This window comes from Bradyrhizobium sp. LeoA1Lang, from assembly GCF_055413685.1.
This window is the reverse complement of the sequence record NZ_JBVAPG010000020.1, coordinates 45762-65456: the sequence shown is the minus strand read 5'-3', so window position 1 is coordinate 65456 and position 19695 is coordinate 45762. Positions and strand designations below refer to the sequence as shown.

Below are 19695 nucleotides of genomic sequence, written 5' to 3'. Positions count from 1 at the left end.
GGGGCATGACGGAAGTAAGATCAAACCGCGCTCTCGCCTTCATGCTGGAAGCCGAGATAGCTTGCGGCGACGCGCTGGTTGCTGGCGATGTCGCGGGCCGCTCCGCTGAGCACGAACTCGCCGAGCTCCATCACATAGGCGCGGTCGGCGATCTGCAGCGCGGCCTGGGCGTTCTGCTCGACCAGCAGCACCGACACGCCGGCGGCGCGAAGCTCGCCGATGGTGCGGAAGATGTCGGCGACGATGATCGGCGCGAGGCCCAGGCTCGGCTCGTCCAGCATCAGGAGTTTCGGGGCGCCCATCAGCGCCCGCCCCATCGCGAGCATCTGCTGCTCGCCGCCGGACAGCGTGCCGGCGAGCTGCTTGCGCCGCTCCTTCAGGCGCGGAAACAGATTGTAGACGCGCTCGAACGAATTTGCCGCAATCGCCTTCGGGATCCGGAACGCGCCGAGCTGCAGATTGTCCTCGACATTCATGGTCGCGAACAGTTCGCGGTGCTCCGGCACGAGACTCAGGCCCGCCGCGACGCGGTCCTCGATGTCGAGCGTGGTCATGTCCTGATCCGCGAAAACGGTGCGGCCCTTCAGCGGCAGAATGCCCATGACGGCATTGAGCAGCGTGGTCTTGCCGGCGCCATTGGCGCCGATGATGGTGACGATCTCGTTCTCGTTGACGTCGAGCGAGACGCCGCGGACGGCTTCGACCTTGCCATAGGCGATATGCACATCGGACACCGACAACAACGCACTCATGCCGCGGCTCCGAGATAGGCCTTGATGACCTCGGGGTTCTTCTTGATCGCCTCCGGCGCACCCTCCGCGATCTTGGTGCCGAAATCGAGCACGACGATGCGGTCGGCGAGGTCCATGACAAAGCCCATGTCGTGCTCGACCAGCAGCACCGACATCCCGCCGTCGCGGAGTTGCCGGAGCAATGCTGCGAGCCGCTGCTTCTCCATATGCCGCAGGCCGGCGGCGGGCTCGTCGAGCAGGAGCAGCATCGGATCGACACAGAGTGCGCGGGCGATCTCGACGATGCGCTGCTGGCCGAGCGAGAGCGAGCCCGCGAGCTGGTCGATCTGGTCGGTGAGCCCGACGCGCTCGATCTGCCGTGCCGCTTCCGCGAGCAGCCTTGCTTCATCCGCGCGGTCGAGCCGGAACATGCTGGCGACCGCGCCGGATGCCCCGCGCAGATGGGCGCCGATCGCGACATTCTCCAGCACGGTCATGTCGGGCACCAGCTTGACGTGCTGGAAGGTGCGGGCGACGCCGAGCTTCACCACCTCCTGCGGCGGCGCGTTCTCAACCTTCCTGCCGAGCACGGAGATGGCGCCGCTGGTCGCGGTCAAGACGCCCGTGATCAGGTTGAAGGTCGTGCTCTTGCCGGCGCCGTTGGGGCCGATCAGCGCCACGATCTCACGGGCCTTGACGTCGAAGCTGACGTCGTTGACCGCGGTGACGCCGCCGAACTGCTTGCGCGCCTTCTCGAGCTGCAGGAGCACGGCAGACGTCGACGGCGCGCGCTCGCGGGGCGGCAGCGTCAACGAGGTGTCCACCGTCCTGCGGGCCGTCTTGAGCGGCAGCCGCGCCATCAGCCACGGCCAGACGCCGGATGGCGCAAGCTGCAGCAGCATCACCAGAAGGATTCCGAACACGATGGTCTCGAGCTGGCTCTGGCCGCCGAAGATGTAAGGCAGATAGCTCTGCAGCACTTCCTTCAGGATCACGACGATGCCGGCGCCGAGGACCGCGCCCCAGACATAGCCGGCGCCGCCGACGACGGCGATGAAGAGATATTCGATGCCGGCCTGCGGACCGAACGGCGTCGGATTGGCAGCGCGCTGGAAATGCGCATAGAGCCAGCCGGACAGGCCCGCCAGCACCGCGGCGTAGATGAACACCAGAAGCTTGGCGCGCGGCGTCTGCACGCCGAAGGCTTCGGCCGCGATATGGCCGCGGCGCAGCGCGCGGATGGCGCGGCCGGTGCGGGAGTCCAACAGGTTCAACGTCAGCACCGCTGATATCAAGACCGCGATCCAGATCGCATAGTAGATCGTGCCGGGGCTCAGCATCTCGTAGGAGCCGATCGCAAGCGGCGGGATGCCGGAGATGCCGTCATTGCGGCCGAGGAATTCGAGCTTGCTGAAGAGATAGAACAGCGCGATGCCCCAGGCGATGGTGCCGAGCGGCAGATAGTGGCCGGACAGCCGCACCGTCACGATGCCGAGCAGCACCGCGGCGATGCCGCTGACCAGGAGCGAGAGCGGCAGCGTCAGCCATGGCGACACGCCATAAGCGGTCGTCAGCACCGCCGTGGTGTAGGCGCCGAAACCGCAGAACGCCGCCTGCCCGAACGAAGTGAGGCCGCCGACGCCGGTCAGCAGCACCAATCCCATCGCCACCAGCGCGGCGAGGCCGATATTGTCGAGCAGCACGATCCAGAATGGCGGGATGCCGGGCGCCAGCGGGATCAGCGCCATCACGAGGGCGAAGATGACGAGAGGCAATCGCTGCGTCATCGCGCTCAATCCTTCTCTTCTTCGACCGCGGGCGCCGCGAGCGAACGCAGCACCAGGACGGGGAGGATCAGCGTGAAGACGATGACTTCCTTGAAGTTGCTGGCATAGAACGAGGAGAACGCCTCGACGACACCGACCAGAATGGCGGCGACGGCCGTCAGGGGATAGCTGACGAGACCGCCGATGATCGCCGCGATGAAGCCTTTGAGGCCGATCAGGAAGCCGGTGTCGTAATAGAGCGTCGTGATCGGCACGATCAGGATCCCCGAGATCGCACCGATCAGCGACGCCAGCAGGAAGGCGATCTGGCCGGACAGCGTGGTGCGGATGCCGACGAGGCGGGCGCCGAGGCGATTGACGGCAGTGGCGCGCAGTGCCTTGCCGGTCAGCGAGTAGCCGAAGAACAGCCAGAGCGCGACGATGAACGCAATGGTGAGGCCGTAGACCGCAAGGCTCTGGCCGGTGAAGCGGAGCGAGCCCGCAGTCAGCGCGACGTTGGAGAGCGCCGGTCCGCGCAGGCCTTCGGCGCCGAAGAACACGAGACCCAGACCCTGCAGCGCGAGATGGCAGCCGACGGAGGCGATCAACAGCACCAGCACGGACGTATGCGCGATCGGCTGGAACGCGATGCGGTAGAGGAACAACCCGATCGCGGCCACGATCAAGAGCGCAAGCGCGATGTTCGCGGCGATCGGCGTCTTCGGCCCGGCGAGCGCATAGGTGAGCAGGCAGACGGCCAACGGAAAGACGATGTCGACCGCGACGGCGCGTGCGATCAGGCGTGCATGCAGCGACTTCCGCGCAATGAACAAATCGAGCCCGAATGCCACCAGTCCCATCGCGACCGCGAGCTTCGCGGTGCCCGGCACCTGCCCGATCGCCAGCATGGCATAGCTCAGCGCGCCGTAGGTGACGAACTCGCCCTGCGGAATCAGGATCACGCGCGTGACCGCGAACACCAGGACCAGAGCCAGCCCCAGCAATGCGTAGATGGCGCCGTTGGTGATGCCGTCCTGCAGCAGGAACAGCATGATCGTCGTGTTCAAGGCCGAGCGCTCCCCCTCACGCGGCGGGCCGATCGACGCGTCGCAGCGTTCGATCGTCCGGTGTCGGCTGTTGAAAGCTGCCGACGTTTGATATAACTAATAACAATTATCGAATATAATCTCAAGAGCCCGACTACCGGGATTGCGAGCCTCGAGCGATGACTGTTCCCAAGACCGCCGCCGATACCGTCAAGGTATCCCGCCCCGTCGCCGGGCAGGATCTTGACGCTTCGAGCGACGACGGCCTGCTCCACCTCGGAGAACTGTCGGGGCTGTTGGGCTATTCGCTGAAGCGTGCGCAGCTCAGGGTGTTCGAGGATTTTCTGCGCTGCGTCGCGCCCTTGCAACTCACGCCGGCACAATTCTCGGTGCTCTTGCTGCTCGACCAGAATCCCGGCCGCAACCAGACCGAGATCGCAAGTACGCTCGGCATTTTGCGGCCGAATTTCGTGGCGATGCTCGACGCCCTGGAGAGCCGCGAACTCTGCGCGCGCATGCGCTCGGCAAGCGACCGCCGCTCGCACATTCTCGTGCTCACCGACAAGGGCCGCGCGGTGCTGGCACGCGCCAAGAAGCTCGTCGCCAACAAGCACGAGGCGCGGCTGATCGAATTGCTCGGACCTGAGAACCACGCGGCGCTGCTGGAGATGCTGGCGAAGATCGCGCGCGAGTTTTGAGGGCGGAGTTGCCGTAGGATGGGTAGAGCGCAGCGAAACCCATCGCGATGGAGCATGCCGCGCCAATGATCGGTTTCGCTCCGCTCTACCCATCCTACGATTCTGCAGACCCTCATCTTGAGGAGCGGCCGTTTGGCCGCGTCTCGAAGGATGAGGCCCCGCCGGTGGCCTCGCCCTTCGAGACGACCGCTGCGCGGTCTCCTCAGGGTGAGGGGATAGGTTGGAATGCGCCGCTCTATCCACGTCATTCCGGGGCATCGCGCAGCGATGAGCCCGGAATCCATTTTTCCACCTGTGTCTGCGGCCCGATGGATTCTCTGATGTGCAATTGCACATCATAGCTCGCGCTCCGCGCGCCCCGGAATGACACCGGTGCTTACGGCGAGAACAACAGCAGCGAGCCTCAGTCCACCAGGATGACGCGGACGTCGTTGACGTTGGTCAGGGTCGGGCCGGTCAGGAGCAGATCGCCGGTTTGGGCGAAGAAGCCGCTGGCGTCGTTATTCTCGAGATAGGCCCTGGGATCGAGGCCCTGCGATTTCATCTTCGCGAACGTAGAGTGGTCGATGACGGCGCCGGCCGGGTCGCTGGCGCTGCCGGCGCCGCCGTCGGCGCCGTCGGTGTCCGCGGCAAGCGCCGAGACATCGGTCATGCCCCTGAGCAGATCGGCGAGCGCGAGCGCGTATTCCTGGTTGGGGCCGCCGCGGCCATTGCCGCGCACGGTCACGGTGAGTTCGCCGCCGGATAGGATAGCGACGCGCCTGCCCTCGCTGCGGGCCGCTAGCGCAAGCTGCGCGTGCGCGGCGGCGACGTCGCGCGCTTCGCCTTCGAGATCAGCGCCGAGATCGATGGTCGCATAGCCGGCTTCGCGCGCGACCTTAACCGCGGCTTCGATCGATGCCTTCGGCTTCGCGATCAACGCGAACGTCGCGCGCGCAAAGGCCGGATCGCCCGGCTTGCAGCTTTCGTTGCCGGGATCGTCGAGCGCGCGGCGAACCGCGTCGTCGACGGCAAGATTGTATTTGGCGACGATGGCGCGTGCATCCGCAAGCGTGGTCGGATCGGGGACCGTGGGGCCGGATGCGATCGCAGAAGGATCGTCATGCGGCACGTCGGAAATCGCGAGCGTCACGATCTCGGCGCGCTGGCCGGCCCGCGCCAGGCGGCCGCCCTTGATGCGCGACAGATGTTTCCGCACGATGTTCATCTCGCCGATCGGCGCGCCCGAGCGGAGCAGCGCCCGGTTCACCTGCTGCTTCTGCGCAAAACTGACGCCGTCCGCCGGCGCGATCCAGTTGGCGGAGCCGCCGCCGGAGATCAACACCAGCAAGAGATCATCCGCGGTCGCCGTCGCCGCCAGCCGCAGCGTGTCGTCGGCGGCTTTCAGCCCGGCCTCGTCAGGTACGGGATGGCCGGCCTCGATCACGCTGATCCGGCGGGTCGGCACGCCATGGCCGTGACGGGTGGTCGCGATCCCTGTCAGGAGCGCCGGATCGAGCTCGAGCGCGTCGAGATAGTGTCGTTCGGCCGCCGCCGCCATGGCGGCGGCGCCCTTGCCCGCGGCAAGCACGATCACCCTCCCCTTCGGCACCGGACGCAGGTGCGGCGCCAGCACGACATCCGGATGGGCGGCAGCTACCGCCGCATCGAAGATCGCGCGCAGGAGAGGGCGTCGGTCCGTCATCAGTTGCCGGAGACCTCGCCGCTGAGGACTTCGCCGAACAACTGCCAGCGTTCACCCTTGAACTGCATCAACTGCAACTGCTCGATCGGCATGTAATCAGTCGCACTCGTGGTCAACGTCACGCCCGGTAACAGTCCGCCTTGTGCGAATTGCTTCAGGCTTTGCGCCTGCTTCATGACGTTCTCCCGGGTCAGGTTATCGCCGCAGCGACGCAGCACCTCTACCATGGTAGTCGCTATGTTGTAACCGGTCATCGCCGAAGAGTCGATGCGGTTCATCTCGGGAAGATATTTCGCAAGCAGATCGTCGAACGCCTTGATGCCGGCATCGCCTGCCCACTGGGGATCGCTGACGTCCTTGGCATAGGTCGCCGAGATCACGCCCTGCGAGTTCTCGACTCCCGCCGGCTTCATCACGGCCGCGGTCGAGGCGCTGACGTTGGAGACGATCGTGAGCGGCTTCCAGTTCATCTCGCCGAGCTTCTTGATCGCCTGCGCGCCGAACTTCGGCGTGGTGTAAAGCACCAGAACGTCCGGATTGGCCGCTTTGATTTTCACCACGTGCGAATCGATGGTCGGTTCCGAGACCTCGTAGCTCTCCTCCACGACGATGCGCGAGGCGTCTGCGCCGAATCCATCCTTCAGGCCCTTCAGATAGTCTTTGCCCATATCGTCATTCTGGTAGAGCACGGCCACCTTGGCGCCTGGCTTCTCCTTCGTCAGGTATTTCGCGTAGATGCGCGCTTCGCTCTGGTAGCTCGGCAGCCAGCCCATGGTCCAAGGAAAGGTCTTCGGCTCGTTCCACTTGGTCGCGCCGGTGGCGACGAAAAGCTGCGGCACCTTCTTGCTGTTGAGGTATTTCTGGATCGCGGTGTTGGGCGCGGTGCCTAGCGTGCCGACCACCAGCAGAACCTCGTCGCTTTCGACCAGCTTGCGTGCCTGCTCAACCGTCTTCGGCGGGCTATAGGCATCGTCATAGGAGATGAAGTTGATCTTGCGGCCGTTGATGCCGCCCTCGTCGTTGACCTTCTTGAACAGCGCAGCCATCGCCTTGCCGACGCTACCGTAAGCGGAAGCCGGCCCGCTATAGGGCACGATGTTGCCGATCTTGATCTCGGTGTCCGTCGCACCGGTGTCATATTGCTTCTGCGCGAGTGCGGCAGAGCCAGTCGTGGCGGCTACGGCAAAGCCGAGGAATGCGGTTGCAAGGCGGCGTCGGGTCGACATAGGCATAGGACTCCTTCGGAGCAGAAGCTCCCATTCTGGTGCATCGCATTGATAGCGCGGAAAATCATGTTGGCAACAAAAAGCCCCTGCGAATGTGTCGCAGGAGCTTTGCGTGCTTAACCTTGGGTAACCGCAGGAGGCTTTCAACCGCCGACGTCAGCGCTGATGACGTCGCCGAACAGCTCCCACTTGTCGCCCTTGAACTTCATGAGCTGAAGCGAGCTGATCGGAGCAAAGTCGTTTGCTCCGGTGTTGATCTTGATGCCGGGCAGCAGGACTTCGGTACGGAAATCCTTCAGGCTCGCCGCCTGCTTCATGACGTTCTCGCGCGTCAGGTTGTCGCCACACAGCTTCAGCACCTGAACCAGCGTCTGCGCCACGCCGTAGCCGACCACGGTACCGCCATCGAGCTTGTCGCCTTCCGGAAAATCCTTGGCCATGAAGGCATAGAATTCCTTCATGCCGGGATCGTTGTCCCACTGCTTGTCGGAGGCGTCCTTGAGGTAGGCGGCGGAGATGATGTCCTGGGCGTTCTCGAAGCCGGCCGGCTTGAGCACGCTGCCGACGGAAGCCGAGACGTTGTTGAGGAAGTGCAGCGGCTTCCAGCCGATCTCGGCGTTCTTCTTGATCGCCTGCGCGGCAAATTTCGGCGTGGTGATATTGATGAAGATGTCGGCGCCGGTGGCCTTGAGCTTGACCATATGGGAATCGATGGTCGGCTCGGAGGTCTCGTAGCTTTCTTCGGCAACGATCATGGTGGAGGCCTTGGAGCCGAGCCCGTCCTTCAAGCCTTTCAGATAGTCCTTGCCGTAATCGTCGTTCTGGTAGAGCACCGCGATCTTGGCGTTCGGGTAGTTCTTGAGGATGTACTTGGCGTAGATCTGGGTTTCGCTCTGGTAGCTGGGCTGCCAGCCCATGGTCCACGGAAAGTTCTGCGGATCGTTCCACTTGGTGGCGCCGGTGGCGACGAAGAGCTGCGGCACCTTCTTCGAGTTCATGTATTTCTGGATCGCGGTGTTCGGCGGCGTGCCGAGCGAATTGAAGATGAACAGCACCTCATCGCTTTCGACCAGCTTGCGCGCCTGCTCAACCGTCTTCGGCGGAGAATAGGCGTCGTCATAGGAGACGAAATTGATCTTGCGGCCGTTGATGCCGCCGGCGTCGTTGATCTTCTTGAAGTAGGCGGCCTCGGTGCGTCCGATCACGCCATAGGCGGAGGCCGGTCCGCTGTAGGGCATGATGTTGCCGACCTTGATCTCGGTATCCGACGCGCCGGGGTCGTATTTCTTCTGTGCCGACGCAGTGCCGGCAGTGGCCGCGAACAAGCCGAATGCTGCCGAAAGAATCGCAAGTTTCTTGATAACGGACATTCCGTCTCTCTCCCTTTTGGATGACATTGATGCTGTGTCATGGCTTTCTTGATCCGAAAGCTCTTGGTGTTAGCCCTATGGCTTACCATTTTGCCGACATTGCCTCAACAAAAAGCCCCTGCGGCAAAGCCGCAGGGGCTGCATCTTTAGTAGTCACGTACACGCAAGCCGCAGCAGCACGATGAGATCGGGTCGAACTGCGTCCGCGACGAACACTGCGCTCCCTCTCCCGCCTGCGCGAGAGGGTTGGGGTGAGGCTGTCTCCGCGATGGGACTCTTCGTGGGGAGAGAGCCCCACCCGCTGCGCAAGGGCGCAGCGACCTCCCCCGCAAGCGGGAGAGGTGAATGAACTCGCGGACTGACTGATTCAAGCAAATGACATCAGGATCAGCCGCCGACGTCGCCGCTCAGGATGTCGCCGAAGCGCTCCCAGGTGTCGCCCTTGAATTGCATGAGCTGCAGTTGCGACAGCGGCGCGAAATCGGTCCGCGACGTATTCACCTTGATGCCGGGCAACAGCCCGTCGAGCTCGAGGTCGCGGATGCTGGCGGCCTGCTTCATGATGTTCTCGTGGGTCAGGTTGTCGCCGCAGGCCTTCAGCACATGCACCATGCCTTGCGCGACCGTGTAGCCGTACATCACCGAGAGGTCGGAGCGATTGGCCTCAGGATAGTATTTATCGAGGAATTCGTTCCAGGCGATCATGCCGGGATCGTTCTTCCATTGCGGATCGGTCGGATCCTTCAGGTAGTTCGACGAGATGATATCCTGTGCGTTCTCGAAGCCGGCCGGCTTGAGCACGCTGCCTACGGAGGACGAGACGTTGTTGAGGAAGTGCAACGGCTTCCAGCCGATCTCGGCGTTCTTCTTGATCGCCTGCGCCGCGAATTTCGGCGTGGTGATGTCGAAGAACACATCGGCCCCGGACGACCAGAGCTTGACGATGTGGGAGTCGATGGAGGGTTCGGAGACTTCGTAGCTTTCCTCGATCACGATCATCGAAGCCGCCTTGCTGCCGAGGCCGTCCCTGAAGCCTTTCAGGTAGTCCTTGCCGTAATCATCGTTCTGGTAGAGCACCGCGATCCTGGCGTTCGGATGGTTCTTCAGGATGTACCTGGCGTAGATGATCGACTCGCTCTGGTAATTGGGCTGCCAGCCCATGGTCCAGGGGAAATCTTTCGGATCGTTCCACTTGGTGGCGCCGGTGGCGACGAAGAGCTGCGGCACCTTCTTCTGGTTCATGTATTTCTGGATCGCCGAGTTCGGCGGCGTGCCGAGCGAATTAAAGATGAAGAGCACCTCGTCGCTCTCGACCAGCTTGCGCGCCTGCTCCACCGTCTTCGGCGGAGAGTAGGCGTCGTCATAGGAGATGAAGTTGATCTTGCGGCCGTTGATGCCGCCCTCGGCATTGATCTTGTTGAAATAGGCCGCCTCCGTCTTGCCGATCACGCCATAAGCGGAGGCCGGTCCGCTGTAGGGCATGATGTTGCCGATCTTGATCTCGGTGTCGGTGGCGCCGACGTCGTATGCCTTCTGGGCAAGCGCGTGGCCGCTGCTCACGGCCAGCAATGCGACGGCGGCCGCAAAGGCCCCCAGCCGCAAATGGATGGCAGACATTGGGATCTCCTTGGGATCATGGTGGACGTGTCATGTTTTTTGGATTGGGAGCACTTTCCGGCTCCTGCCGGCATTGAATACCTTCCACCTGGTCCCGGCAACAAAAAGCCCCCGCGATGGAATCGCGGGGGCTGCAAACGGCGGATGCCGCCGCGGCTCCCTCAATGCCCGAGCGCGCCGCTCATGATGCGGCCGAACAACTCCCACTTGTCTCCCTTGAAGCGCATCATCTGCAGTTGCTTGATGGGCGCGAAGTCGGTCGGCGATGTGTTGATGGTGATGCCGGGCAGCAGCGTGTCGGGCGCAAACTCCCTCAGGCTCGCGGCCTGCTTCATGATGTTGGCACGGGTGAGATCGTCGCCGCACATCTGCAGCACCTTCACCATGGTTTGCGCCGCGCCATAGCCATAGACCGCCGCGTCGTCGCGCCGATCGGCTTCCGGATAATATTCCTGAAGGAACGCAAAGAATCGCTTCATGCCGGGATCGTTGTCCCATTGCGGGTCGGCGCCATCCTTGGCATAGGCCGCCGACAGGACGCCCTGCACATTCTCAAAGCCGGCCGGCTTCATCGCACCGCCGACGGAAGCGGAGACATTGGACACGATCTGCACCGGCTTCCAGTTGAGTTCCGCGACGTTCTTCATCGCCTGAGCTGCGAATTTCGGCATGGCGACGTTGATGAAGACGTCGACGCCGGCGGCCTTCAGCTTGACGATGTGGCTCTCCATCGACGGCTCTGACGTCTCGTAGCTCTCTTCGGCGACGATCATCGCCGCCTTCTCGCCGAATCCGTCCCTCAAGCCCCTGAGGTAGTCCTTGCCGAAATCGTCGTTCTGATAGAGCACGCCGACCTTGGCGTCCGGCCTCTCTTTCATGATGTATTTGGCATAGATGCGCGCCTCGCTCTGGTAGTTCGGCTGCCAGCCCATGGTCCACGGAAACTCTTTTGGCTGGTCCCACTTGCTGGCGCCGGAGGCGACGAAGAGCTGCGGCACTCCCTTGCCGTTCATGTATTTCTGGATCGCGAGGTTGGTGACCGTGCCGAGCGAGTTGAAGATCAGAAGCACTTTATCGCTCTCCACGAGCTTGCGCGCCTGCTCCACCGTCTTCGACGGGTTGTAGCCGTCGTCGTAGCTGAGAAAAACGATCTTGCGACCGTTGATGCCGCCCTCGGCGTTGACCTTGTTGAAATAGGCAGCCTCGGTCTTGCCGATCACGCCATAGCCGGAAGCCGGTCCGCTATAGGGCATGATGTTGCCTATTCTGATCTCGGTGTCGCTGGCGCCGGTATCGTACTTCTTCTGGGCGAGCGCACCGCCGGTGGTGGCGATGATCAGGGCGAGCACGGCTGAAAGGGCAGTCAATCGCAAAGGCACGGCAGTCATTCGTTTCCTTCATCCTCGAGATCATGATCCGATTAGACGGAATCGGATCATGATCTCATCTCTTTGTTTGAGCATGATCTTTTCGGAAAACCGGTTCCCACTTTTCCGGATCATGCTCTGGTGGATGCGTTTCTTGGAACCCCCACGGCGGGCATTGAATGCGGTTCTCGCACCGTCCGTCAACAAAAAGCCCCACGGCTTGCGCCGCGGGGCTTTGCGCTGGTCTCTTGCACTGCAACCTTAGTCGGCGGGGACGTCGCCGCTGATGATTTCGCCGAACAGTTCCCATTTCTGTCCCTTGAAGCGCATCATCTGAAGCTGGCTGATCGGGGCAAAGTCGGTGGCGCTGGTGTTGATCTTGACGCCGGGCAGCAGCGTGTCAGGCGTAAAATCCTTCAGGCTGGCGGCCCGTTTCATCACGTTGGCCCGGGTGAGATCGTCGCCGCACATCTCCAGCACCTTCGCCAGGGTTTGTGCAGCGCCGTAGCCGTAAACCAAACCGCTCTCGGTCTTGTCGGCACCCGGCATGTACTTGTCGAGGAATTCATTCCACTTTTTCATGCCGGGATCGTTGTTCCATTGCGGGTCGCTGCCGTCCTTGGCGTAGGCCGCCGAGAACACGCCCTGGGCGTTCTCAAATCCCGCCGGCTGCATCACGCTGCCGACCGAGATTGAGACGTTGGTGACGATCTGCAACGGCTTCCAGCCGAGCTCGGCGGTCTTCTTGATGGTCTGGGCGGCGAATTTCGGCGTGGCGTAGATCAGCAGCACGTCCGGATTGGCGGCCTTGATCTTGACGATGTGGGAATCGATCGTCGGCTCGGAGATCTCGTAGCTCTCCTCGAGGATGATCATCGAGGCACCCTTGGCGCCGAGGCCGTCCTTGGTGCCCTTGAGGTAATCCTTACCGAAATCGTCGTTCTGGTAGAGGATCGCGACCTTGGCGTCCGGCTTCTCCTTCATCAGCCATTTTGCGTAGATCTGCGCTTCGCTCTGGTAGCTCGGCTGCCAGCCTATGGTCCAAGGGAAGTTCTTCGGGTCGTTCCACTTGGTCGCGCCGGTGGCGACGAACAGTTGCGGGATCTTCTTGGAGTTGAGGTATTTCTGGATCGCGGTGTTCGAGGGCGTGCCGAGCGGATTGAAGACAACAAGGACTTCGTCGCTCTCGACCAGCTTGCGCACCTGCTCGACCGCCTTCGGCGGCGAGTAGGCGTCATCATAGGTGATGAAATTGACCTTGCGGCCGTTGATGCCGCCCTGATCGTTGATCATCCGGAAATAGGCGGCCTCAGTCTTGCCGATCGAGCCGTAGGCGGACGCAGGTCCGCTATAAGGGATGATGTTTCCGATCTTGATCTCGGTGTCGGAGGCGCCGGTATCGTATGTCTTCTGGGCGAAGGCACTGCCGGAAGCGGCAGCAAAAGCGATGACCGCCGCCGAAAGCACGGCGGTCCGTGGTTTGAAGGGCATTGTCTCTCCTAAAGTCTCTTTTCTTGGTTCTTCAGTTCTTCTTGAGTTTCGCCGCCAGTTGCTGGGCAATGAGGGCGACCTGCCGGGCGCCATGCGGCACCAGGTAGATGACGAGGAACAGGAGCACGCCGAACACGGCGCCGGAGAGACCCTTGGAAATGCCTTCCGCAATATTCGGCACGAAGATGATGAACGCGGAGCCGACGATCGAACCCGGCAGCCAGCCGACGCCGCCGACCACCATGCCGACGAACAGCGAGATCGCGAGCGTGATGGTGTAGCCGTCAGGCGCCACGAACTGCACCGCGATCGCGCCGAGGCCGCCGGCGATGCCGGTGATCCCGGCACTCACGCCGAATGCCAGTGTCTTGTACAGCGCGACGTTAACGCCCATGGCGGAGGCCGCGATCTCGTTGTCGCGGATCGACATGAGGGCGCGGCCCGAGCGCGAGCGCAACAGGTTCACCGAGGCGACATAGATCCCGATCGAGACCGCCAGTGTGAAGTAATAGAGCCACATGTCCTGTGACAACGGCAGGCCGAATGGCGCATCCGGCTTGGTCACCACAAGGCCCTGCACGCCGCCGGTCCAGTGCTCGAGGAAGCCGAGCTTGAGGAGCTGCGGCATGGCGAGCGCCAGAGCAAAGGTCGCGAGCGCGAGGTAGATGCCAGACAGCCGCAGCGCCGGCTGGCCGAACAGGAAACCCGCACCGAAGCAGACGACGCCCGCGACCGGCAGGGTCAGCGCGTAGTTGACGTTGAAGTGCTCCATCAGGATCGCCGTGACATAGGCGCCGATGGCATAGAACGCGCTCTGGCCGAGCGAGAACTGCCCGCTGCCGCCGGTCAGGATGTTGAGCGCCAGCACCGCGAGGGCGTAGATCAGGAGCATCGTCATCTGGAAGATGACGAAGTTCTTGACGAACAAGGGCGTCAGGATCAGGGCCGCCAGCACCACCAGCGAGGTGCCGTAGCCGAGCGTCATGGCACGCTTCGGAACCGCCTCGACGGCCGGGGCTTCGGTTACAACTTCTTCAGCCGCGCTCATGATCAGACTCGCTTCACGATGGGCCGGCCAAACAGCCCGGCCGGTTTGACGACCAACACGGTGATGATCAGCGCAAGCGCGATCGGCAGCTTGAGCTCGTTGCCGACGCCTGGAATGTAGGTGCCGGCAAGGTTCTCGAACACGCCGACCAGGAAGCCGCCGATCACGGCGCCGAGCGGCGAGCTAAGGCCGCCGAGCACCGCGGAGGCGAAGCCGTAGATCAGGACGCCACCCATCATGTTCGGCTCCAGGAACACCACCGGCGCAATCAGCATGCCGGCGATGGCGCCGATGGCGGAGGCCATGCCCCAGCCGAGCGCGATCATCCAGCTCGTGTTGATGCCGACCAGCCGCGCCGATTCAGGCAGCGAGGCAGCCGCCCGCATCGCAAGGCCAATGCGGGTGAACTGGAAGAAGAAATAGAGCCCGGCGAGCAGCAGCAGGGTGACGCCGACCATGCCGGCCTGGTGGGTCGAGATAAGCTGGCTGCCGAGGAACGGCGAGGAGCCGAACGGCGTCGGATATTGCTTGATGGTGAAATCCCAGATCAGGCCCGCGACCGAGTTGACGATCGCAAACAGCGCGATGAAGCCGGCGACGTTGGTCAAGACCGGCGCCTTCGCCAAGGGCTTGAACAACAGCCGCTCGATCAGGATGCCACCGGCGAAGGAAAGGATGACGGTGAGGATGAACGCCCCCCAATAGGGCACGCCCCATTGCATCATCTGCCAGGACATGAAAGTCGAGAACATCGCCATTTCGCCTTGCGCGAAATTGAGATGGTCGATCGCCTGGTAGATCATCACGACGGCGAGCGCCATGCAGGCGTAGATCGCGCCCGTGGCGATGCCGGCCAGGACTTGGTTGGCAAAAAGCTCCATGGTCCTCGCTCCCTCAGTAGCCCAGATAGGATTTACGGACGTCTTCGTTGTTGGCGACGTCCTTGGCGTTGCCGGACATCACGATGCGTCCGGTTTCGATCACATAGGCCTGATCGGCGAGCTCGAGCGCGAGCTGCGCGTTCTGCTCGACCACCAGGATGGTGACCTTGTCCTCGCGGTTGATCTTGCCGAGGATGCGGAACAGGTCGCGCACCACCAGCGGCGCCAGGCCGAACGACGGCTCATCCAGCAGCATCAGCCGCGGCCGCAGCATCAGCGCGCGCGCGACCGCGAGCATCTGCTGCTCGCCGCCCGACAGCGTGCCGGCCTGTTGCGTATAGCGCTGCTTGAGCACCGGGAAGTGGTCGTACATGCGCTCGATGTCGGCGACGATGTTCTTCTTGTCGCCGCGCGTGATGGCGCCGAGCTGCAGATTCTCCTCCACCGTCATGTTGGTGAAGGTGCCGCGGCCCTGCGGCACATGGGCGATGCCGAGGCGGACCACGTTCTCGGTCGAACGATTGCCGATCGGCTTGCCCTCGAATTCGACCGCGCCGGTCGAGCGCACCATGTTGCAGATCGCCCGCAGCGTGGTGGTCTTGCCGGCGCCGTTGGCCCCGAGCAGCGTGGTGAGCGAGCCTTCGTTCAGGGAAAAGCTGAGGCCGTGAAGCGCCTGGACCTGGCCGTAATAGGCGCGCAGATCCTTGACGTTGAGCATCGTCGTCATTGGTCCTTGCTCCCGAGATAGGCCTTGATGACGTCGGGGTCGGCCTGGACCTGGCTAGGGGTTCCCTCCGCGAGCTTGCGGCCGAAATTGAGCGCGACGACATGGTCGGCGGTCGACATCACCATGCCCATGTGGTGCTCGACCAGGAGCACGGTGATCTTGCGCTCGTCGCGGATCTTGCGGACGAGGTCGCCGAGCACATAGACCTCTTCATGGTTGAGGCCGCCGGCCGGCTCGTCCAGCAAAAGGATCTTCGGATCGGCCGCGAGCGCGCGGGCCAGTTCGACGCGCTTCTGGGTGCCGAACGGCAGGCCCGAAACGATGCTGTGCGCGACGTCTTCGAGGTCGAGATAGGCCAGGATATCGTGCACCTTCTTGTTGACCGAAGCCTCGGTGCGCCTGATCCAGGCGAGCTTGAGCGAGTCGCTGATGATGTCGCTGGAGGTGCGCGCGTGCGTCCCGACGCGAACATTGTCGAGCACCGAGAGATTGGGAAACAGCGCGACGTTCTGGAACGTACGACCGATGCCGATCTCGGCGATCTTGTGCGGTGGGCGGCTAAGGATGCTCGCGCCTTCCATCAGGATGTCGCCGGAGCTCGGCTGATAGAGCCGTGAGAGGCAATTGAAGAGCGTCGTCTTGCCGGCGCCGTTCGGTCCGATCAGTCCCAGGATCTGGCCCTGATGCATGTCGAAGGAGACGCCGTTCAACGCGACGATGCCGCCGAACACGACGCTGACGTCGCGAACCGCGAGCAGTGGCGCATGACCCTGCGCGAGTTGTGCCTGCGTCATCTCGTCTCGCCCGCCCGCTTGAGAGGGCGGAGAGCGCCGCGCGAATGATCGCGCCGGCGATGAAGAAGGCTGTCAGATGCCCTCGGCCACACGTGCAACTTTCCCTCCTGATCTCGACTTTTTGCTTTCAGCTTTTCTGGATTGCGGCGCTACCCCACCAAGCGCCTGCTCGATGTTCCTTACCATCGCGACAAGGCGAGGTCCAATATCGTCGAGCAACCGGTCTTCCGTAAAGCGGAATGCCGGCGCGCCGCAATTGAACGCATACGGACCGGTTCCGTCATTAAGCTGCAATGCGACGCCGACGGCGTGAACATCGTCCTGCCATTCGCCAGCAGAAATTGCAAAACCGCGCTTCGCTACCAATTCGCCCGAGCGCTCGATGCCGTCGCGTATCTTTGGCCAGCGGCTGCCGTAGTGGTCGCGAAGCTCGCGCAGCAAAGCGGCACGCTCATCGTCCGGCAGCGCCCAGATATAGGCGCGTCCCATCGCGGTGGTCGCTATTGGTATCCGCGAACCGACATCGAGCTGAACGCCGAGCGTCAGTCCATTCCGACTCTGTCCGAAATAGATCATGCTAAGCCGGTCGCGCCCGCCCACCGCAACCGCACCGCCGGTCGCGCGCATCACGTCCTCGCGATAGGGCTCGGACAAATGCCGGACGCCGAGATTGGCAAGCGCGGCATAACCCAGCGCCATGGCAGAGGGCGCGAGCTGGTACTTCTCGAAACGCGGGACGGGTGTAAGGTAACCGAGCTTGGTCAACGTGTAGGTCAACCGTGAAATGGTTGGCTTCGGCAAATTGGTGCGGGCCGCAATCTCCTGATTGCCGAGAAGCCCGTCATTGGGACGGAATGCGCGCAGGACTTCCAATCCACGGGAAAGCGCGACCACAAAATTGCGATCGGTCGCCGCCTTCTTTCCTGAACGCTTCATTCCCTGTCACTTTGTCGATCTCGTTGACAAGGGACGTGCTTCAAAATAACCCTCCCTGTCAAGATGTGGAATTTAATTTCGCAGTGCGAAATTAGCCACTAAACGCAAGAACTGCAAGAACGCCTTGCAAAAGAACACACTGCAAAAGAACACAGCATCCAAGGAGAGTCTCGTGAGCGAAGTCGTAAAACTCGAGCGGCATGACGACATTGGCATCGTCACGGTTAACAATCCTCCGGTCAATGCGCTGAGTGCCGCGGTACGCGGCGGCATCCTGGAATGCATCAAGAGCGCGATTGCCGATGCCGAAGTGAAGGCGATCGTGCTGACCTGCGCCGGCCGCACCTTCATCGCCGGCGCCGACATCACCGAATTCGGCAAGCCGCCGAAGCCGCCCGGCCTCAACGAGGTGCTGGAGGTGATGGAGAATTCACCGAAGCCGATCGTTGCCGCGATCCACGGCACCGCGCTCGGCGGCGGCCTCGAGGTTGCTCTGGCATGCCACTATCGCGTGGCGACCAAGGACGCCCGGCTCGGCCTGCCCGAAGTCAAGCTTGGCCTGCTACCCGGCGCGGGCGGCACCCAGCGGCTGCCGCGCGCGGTCGGACCGGAACTTGCGGTCAAGATGATCGTCGGCGGTGATCCGATCGGCGCCGCGGAAGCGCTCAAGAGCGGGTTGATCGAAGAGATCGTCGAGGGACCGGCCGCCGGCGGCGAAGCTTTCGCGCGCAAGCTGCTGGCGGAGAAGCGCCCATTGCGCAAGTTGCGCGACGACGACTCCAAGCTCGCTGCGGCGAAAGCCGACCGCTCGATCTTCACCAATGCCGTCGCCGCGATGACCAAGCGCGCACGCGGTCTGGAAGCGCCGTTCGCCGCCGCCGACGCGGTCGGTGCTGCGATCGACCTTCCGTTCGATGAAGGCCTGAAGAAGGAGCGCGAGACCTTCCTGAAGCTGGTCGCCAGCGACCAGTCCAAGGCGCAGCGCTATGCCTTCTTTGCCGAACGCGAAGCCGCGAAGATCGCTGGTGTACCAGATGGCACGAAGTCGCGGCCGGTCGAGCGTGTCGCGATCATCGGCGCCGGCACCATGGGCGGCGGCATCGCGATGTCGTTTGCCAATGCCGGCATTCCTGTGACGCTGATCGAGACCAGCGAGGAGCAGCTCAAGCGCGGCCTGGGCGTGATGCAGAAGAACTATGAGGCGACAGCGGCCCGTGGTGGTATCCCAGCAGATGCGCCCGCCAAGCGGATGGCGCTCATCACCGGCGTGGTCGGCCTCGAGAATGTCAAGGACGCCGACCTCGTCATCGAGGCGGTGTTCGAGACCATGGCGGTCAAGAAGGAAGTGTTCGGCAAGCTCGATCAATATGCCAAGCCGGGCGCCGTGCTCGCCTCCAACACGTCCTACCTGAACATCGACGACATCGCGAAGGAGACGAAACGGCCGCAGGACGTGCTCGGCATGCACTTCTTCTCGCCCGCGAACGTTATGAAGCTGTGCGAGATCGTGCGCGCGGAGAAGACTGCGCCCGATGCGCTGGTGACGGCAGTCTCGATCGCGCGCAAAATTGCAAAAGTGCCGGCGGTGGTCGGCGTCTGCGATGGCTTCGTCGGCAACCGCATGCTGGCCCAGCGCGGCAAGCAGGCCGAAAAGCTGTTGTTCGAGGGCGCGCTCCCGCAGCAGGTCGATGCCGTGGTGACCAAGTTCGGCATGCCGATGGGCCCGTTCGCGATGGGCGACCTCGCCGGCCTCGACATCGGCTGGCGCTCGCGCAAGGACCGCGGCATCAAGTCGGAGATCGCGGACGCGCTGTGCGAGGCCGGCCGCTTCGGCCAGAAGACCGGCAAGGGCTATTACAAATATGAAGCCGGCTCGCGCGCGGCACTGCCCGATCCGGAAGTCGAGAAGCTGATTGACGAGACGCTCGCGCGCCTCGGCCGCAAGAAGCGCGTCGTCAGCGACGACGAGATCCTCGAGCGCATGATGTACCCGATGATCAACGAGGGTGCGCGCATCCTGGAGGAGGGCATCGCGGCGCGGCCTTCCGACATCGACGTGGTCTGGCTCTATGGCTATGGCTGGCCGATCTACCGCGGCGGCCCGATGTTCTGGGCCGACACGGTGGGCCTGAAGCACATCGCCGATCGCCTCGCCTTCTATGCCAAGGAGACCAACGATCCCTCGCTCGAGCCGGCGCCGCTGCTCAAGCGCCTCGCCGACGAAGGCAAGACGTTTGCTTCGCTCGCCGCGGCGTCGAAGGCGGCTTGATGGGCCGTGTGCTCACTCGTTGTCGTTCCGGGGCGCGCGCAGCG

16 protein-coding genes are annotated in these 19695 nt (G+C 63.0%); 2 read left to right on the top strand and 14 right to left on the bottom strand.

Annotated features, from left to right (window positions below; translation table 11 throughout):
• Positions 1–20: 20 nt before the first annotated feature.
• Genes ACZYOF_RS10115 through ACZYOF_RS10105 form a run of 3 tightly spaced genes read right to left on the bottom strand, consistent with a single transcriptional unit; the run spans position 21 to position 3564 of the window.
• A complete protein-coding gene (locus ACZYOF_RS10115; RefSeq protein WP_463715660.1) occupies positions 21–752 on the bottom strand; it encodes an ABC transporter ATP-binding protein in 732 nt (243 codons plus the stop codon).
• Positions 749–2518 carry a branched-chain amino acid ABC transporter ATP-binding protein/permease gene (locus ACZYOF_RS10110; protein ID WP_463715659.1) on the bottom strand — a complete coding sequence of 590 codons (1770 nt, stop codon included), beginning with the start codon at positions 2516–2518 and terminating at the stop codon, positions 749–751. The genes ACZYOF_RS10115 and ACZYOF_RS10110 overlap by 4 nt, the downstream gene beginning before the upstream one ends.
• A 5-nt stretch (positions 2519–2523) precedes the next feature.
• Complete coding sequence (locus ACZYOF_RS10105; RefSeq protein WP_463715658.1) at positions 2524–3564, bottom strand: branched-chain amino acid ABC transporter permease; 1041 nt, start codon at positions 3562–3564, stop codon at positions 2524–2526.
• 158 nt (positions 3565–3722) lie between these two features.
• Between ACZYOF_RS10105 and ACZYOF_RS10100 the strand changes: the two genes are divergently transcribed.
• Positions 3723–4241, top strand: a complete 519-nt coding sequence (locus ACZYOF_RS10100; protein WP_463715657.1) for a MarR family winged helix-turn-helix transcriptional regulator — start codon at positions 3723–3725, stop codon at positions 4239–4241.
• A 403-nt stretch (positions 4242–4644) separates the two neighbouring features.
• Here the strand turns inward: ACZYOF_RS10100 and ACZYOF_RS10095 are convergent, their stop codons facing one another.
• From ACZYOF_RS10095 to ACZYOF_RS10045, 11 genes are all read right to left on the bottom strand, one after another.
• A complete protein-coding gene (locus ACZYOF_RS10095; RefSeq protein ID WP_463715656.1) occupies positions 4645–5925 on the bottom strand; it encodes a glycerate kinase type-2 family protein in 1281 nt (426 codons plus the stop codon).
• On the bottom strand, positions 5925–7151 hold the full coding sequence (locus ACZYOF_RS10090; protein WP_463715655.1) for an ABC transporter substrate-binding protein: 1227 nt from the start codon (positions 7149–7151) through the stop codon (positions 5925–5927). Before ACZYOF_RS10090 ends, ACZYOF_RS10095 begins: the two co-directional genes overlap by 1 nt.
• Positions 7152–7294: 143 nt before the next feature.
• Positions 7295–8521 (bottom strand): ABC transporter substrate-binding protein, encoded by a 1227-nt coding sequence (locus tag ACZYOF_RS10085; protein WP_282529466.1) that lies wholly within the window; start codon positions 8519–8521, stop codon positions 7295–7297.
• 387 nt (positions 8522–8908) lie between these two features.
• Complete coding sequence (locus ACZYOF_RS10080) at positions 8909–10138, bottom strand: ABC transporter substrate-binding protein (protein WP_394567142.1); 1230 nt, start codon at positions 10136–10138, stop codon at positions 8909–8911.
• A gap of 161 nt (positions 10139–10299) precedes the next feature.
• Positions 10300–11526: an ABC transporter substrate-binding protein gene (locus tag ACZYOF_RS10075; RefSeq protein WP_282529468.1), complete on the bottom strand. Its 1227-nt coding sequence runs from the start codon at positions 11524–11526 to the stop codon at positions 10300–10302.
• A gap of 240 nt (positions 11527–11766) precedes the next feature.
• A complete protein-coding gene (locus ACZYOF_RS10070) occupies positions 11767–12996 on the bottom strand; it encodes an ABC transporter substrate-binding protein (protein ID WP_463715654.1) in 1230 nt (409 codons plus the stop codon).
• A gap of 31 nt (positions 12997–13027) precedes the next feature.
• Positions 13028–14044, bottom strand: a complete 1017-nt coding sequence (locus ACZYOF_RS10065; RefSeq protein ID WP_130580594.1) for a branched-chain amino acid ABC transporter permease — start codon at positions 14042–14044, stop codon at positions 13028–13030.
• A gap of 2 nt (positions 14045–14046) precedes the next feature.
• Complete coding sequence (locus tag ACZYOF_RS10060; RefSeq protein WP_130580593.1) at positions 14047–14925, bottom strand: branched-chain amino acid ABC transporter permease; 879 nt, start codon at positions 14923–14925, stop codon at positions 14047–14049.
• Positions 14926–14938: 13 nt separating this feature from the next.
• Positions 14939–15652, bottom strand: a complete 714-nt coding sequence (locus ACZYOF_RS10055) for an ABC transporter ATP-binding protein (protein WP_282529470.1) — start codon at positions 15650–15652, stop codon at positions 14939–14941.
• Complete coding sequence (locus tag ACZYOF_RS10050; RefSeq protein ID WP_282529471.1) at positions 15649–16446, bottom strand: ABC transporter ATP-binding protein; 798 nt, start codon at positions 16444–16446, stop codon at positions 15649–15651. The genes ACZYOF_RS10055 and ACZYOF_RS10050 overlap by 4 nt, the downstream gene beginning before the upstream one ends.
• Positions 16447–16518: 72 nt before the next feature.
• On the bottom strand, positions 16519–17382 hold the full coding sequence (locus tag ACZYOF_RS10045) for an IclR family transcriptional regulator (protein ID WP_130580590.1): 864 nt from the start codon (positions 17380–17382) through the stop codon (positions 16519–16521).
• Between the two features lie 172 nt (positions 17383–17554).
• On the opposite strand from ACZYOF_RS10045, the gene ACZYOF_RS10040 reads away from it, so the two are divergent.
• Positions 17555–19651 (top strand): 3-hydroxyacyl-CoA dehydrogenase NAD-binding domain-containing protein, encoded by a 2097-nt coding sequence (locus ACZYOF_RS10040; RefSeq protein WP_463715653.1) that lies wholly within the window; start codon positions 17555–17557, stop codon positions 19649–19651.
• Positions 19652–19695: the final 44 nt, after the last annotated feature.

Bases quoted from the DNA above. Each gene is read 5' to 3' on its own strand.
- ACZYOF_RS10095 (WP_463715656.1), bottom strand. From the start codon at position 5,925: ATGACGGACCGACGCCCTCTCCTGCGCGCGATCTTCGATGCGGCGGTA.
- ACZYOF_RS10055 (WP_282529470.1), bottom strand. From the start codon at position 15,652: ATGACGACGATGCTCAACGTCAAGGATCTGCGCGCCTATTACGGCCAG.
- ACZYOF_RS10110 (WP_463715659.1), bottom strand. From the start codon at position 2,518: ATGACGCAGCGATTGCCTCTCGTCATCTTCGCCCTCGTGATGGCGCTG.
- ACZYOF_RS10045 (WP_130580590.1), bottom strand. From the start codon at position 17,382: ATGAAGCGTTCAGGAAAGAAGGCGGCGACCGATCGCAATTTTGTGGTC.
- ACZYOF_RS10115 (WP_463715660.1), bottom strand. From the start codon at position 752: ATGAGTGCGTTGTTGTCGGTGTCCGATGTGCATATCGCCTATGGCAAG.
- ACZYOF_RS10065 (WP_130580594.1), bottom strand. From the start codon at position 14,044: ATGAGCGCGGCTGAAGAAGTTGTAACCGAAGCCCCGGCCGTCGAGGCG.
- ACZYOF_RS10050 (WP_282529471.1), bottom strand. From the start codon at position 16,446: ATGACGCAGGCACAACTCGCGCAGGGTCATGCGCCACTGCTCGCGGTT.
- ACZYOF_RS10070 (WP_463715654.1), bottom strand. From the start codon at position 12,996: ATGCCCTTCAAACCACGGACCGCCGTGCTTTCGGCGGCGGTCATCGCT.
- ACZYOF_RS10085 (WP_282529466.1), bottom strand. From the start codon at position 8,521: ATGTCCGTTATCAAGAAACTTGCGATTCTTTCGGCAGCATTCGGCTTG.
- ACZYOF_RS10080 (WP_394567142.1), bottom strand. From the start codon at position 10,138: ATGTCTGCCATCCATTTGCGGCTGGGGGCCTTTGCGGCCGCCGTCGCA.
- ACZYOF_RS10060 (WP_130580593.1), bottom strand. From the start codon at position 14,925: ATGGAGCTTTTTGCCAACCAAGTCCTGGCCGGCATCGCCACGGGCGCG.
- ACZYOF_RS10100 (WP_463715657.1), top strand. From the start codon at position 3,723: ATGACTGTTCCCAAGACCGCCGCCGATACCGTCAAGGTATCCCGCCCC.
- ACZYOF_RS10075 (WP_282529468.1), bottom strand. From the start codon at position 11,526: ATGACTGCCGTGCCTTTGCGATTGACTGCCCTTTCAGCCGTGCTCGCC.
- ACZYOF_RS10090 (WP_463715655.1), bottom strand. From the start codon at position 7,151: ATGTCGACCCGACGCCGCCTTGCAACCGCATTCCTCGGCTTTGCCGTA.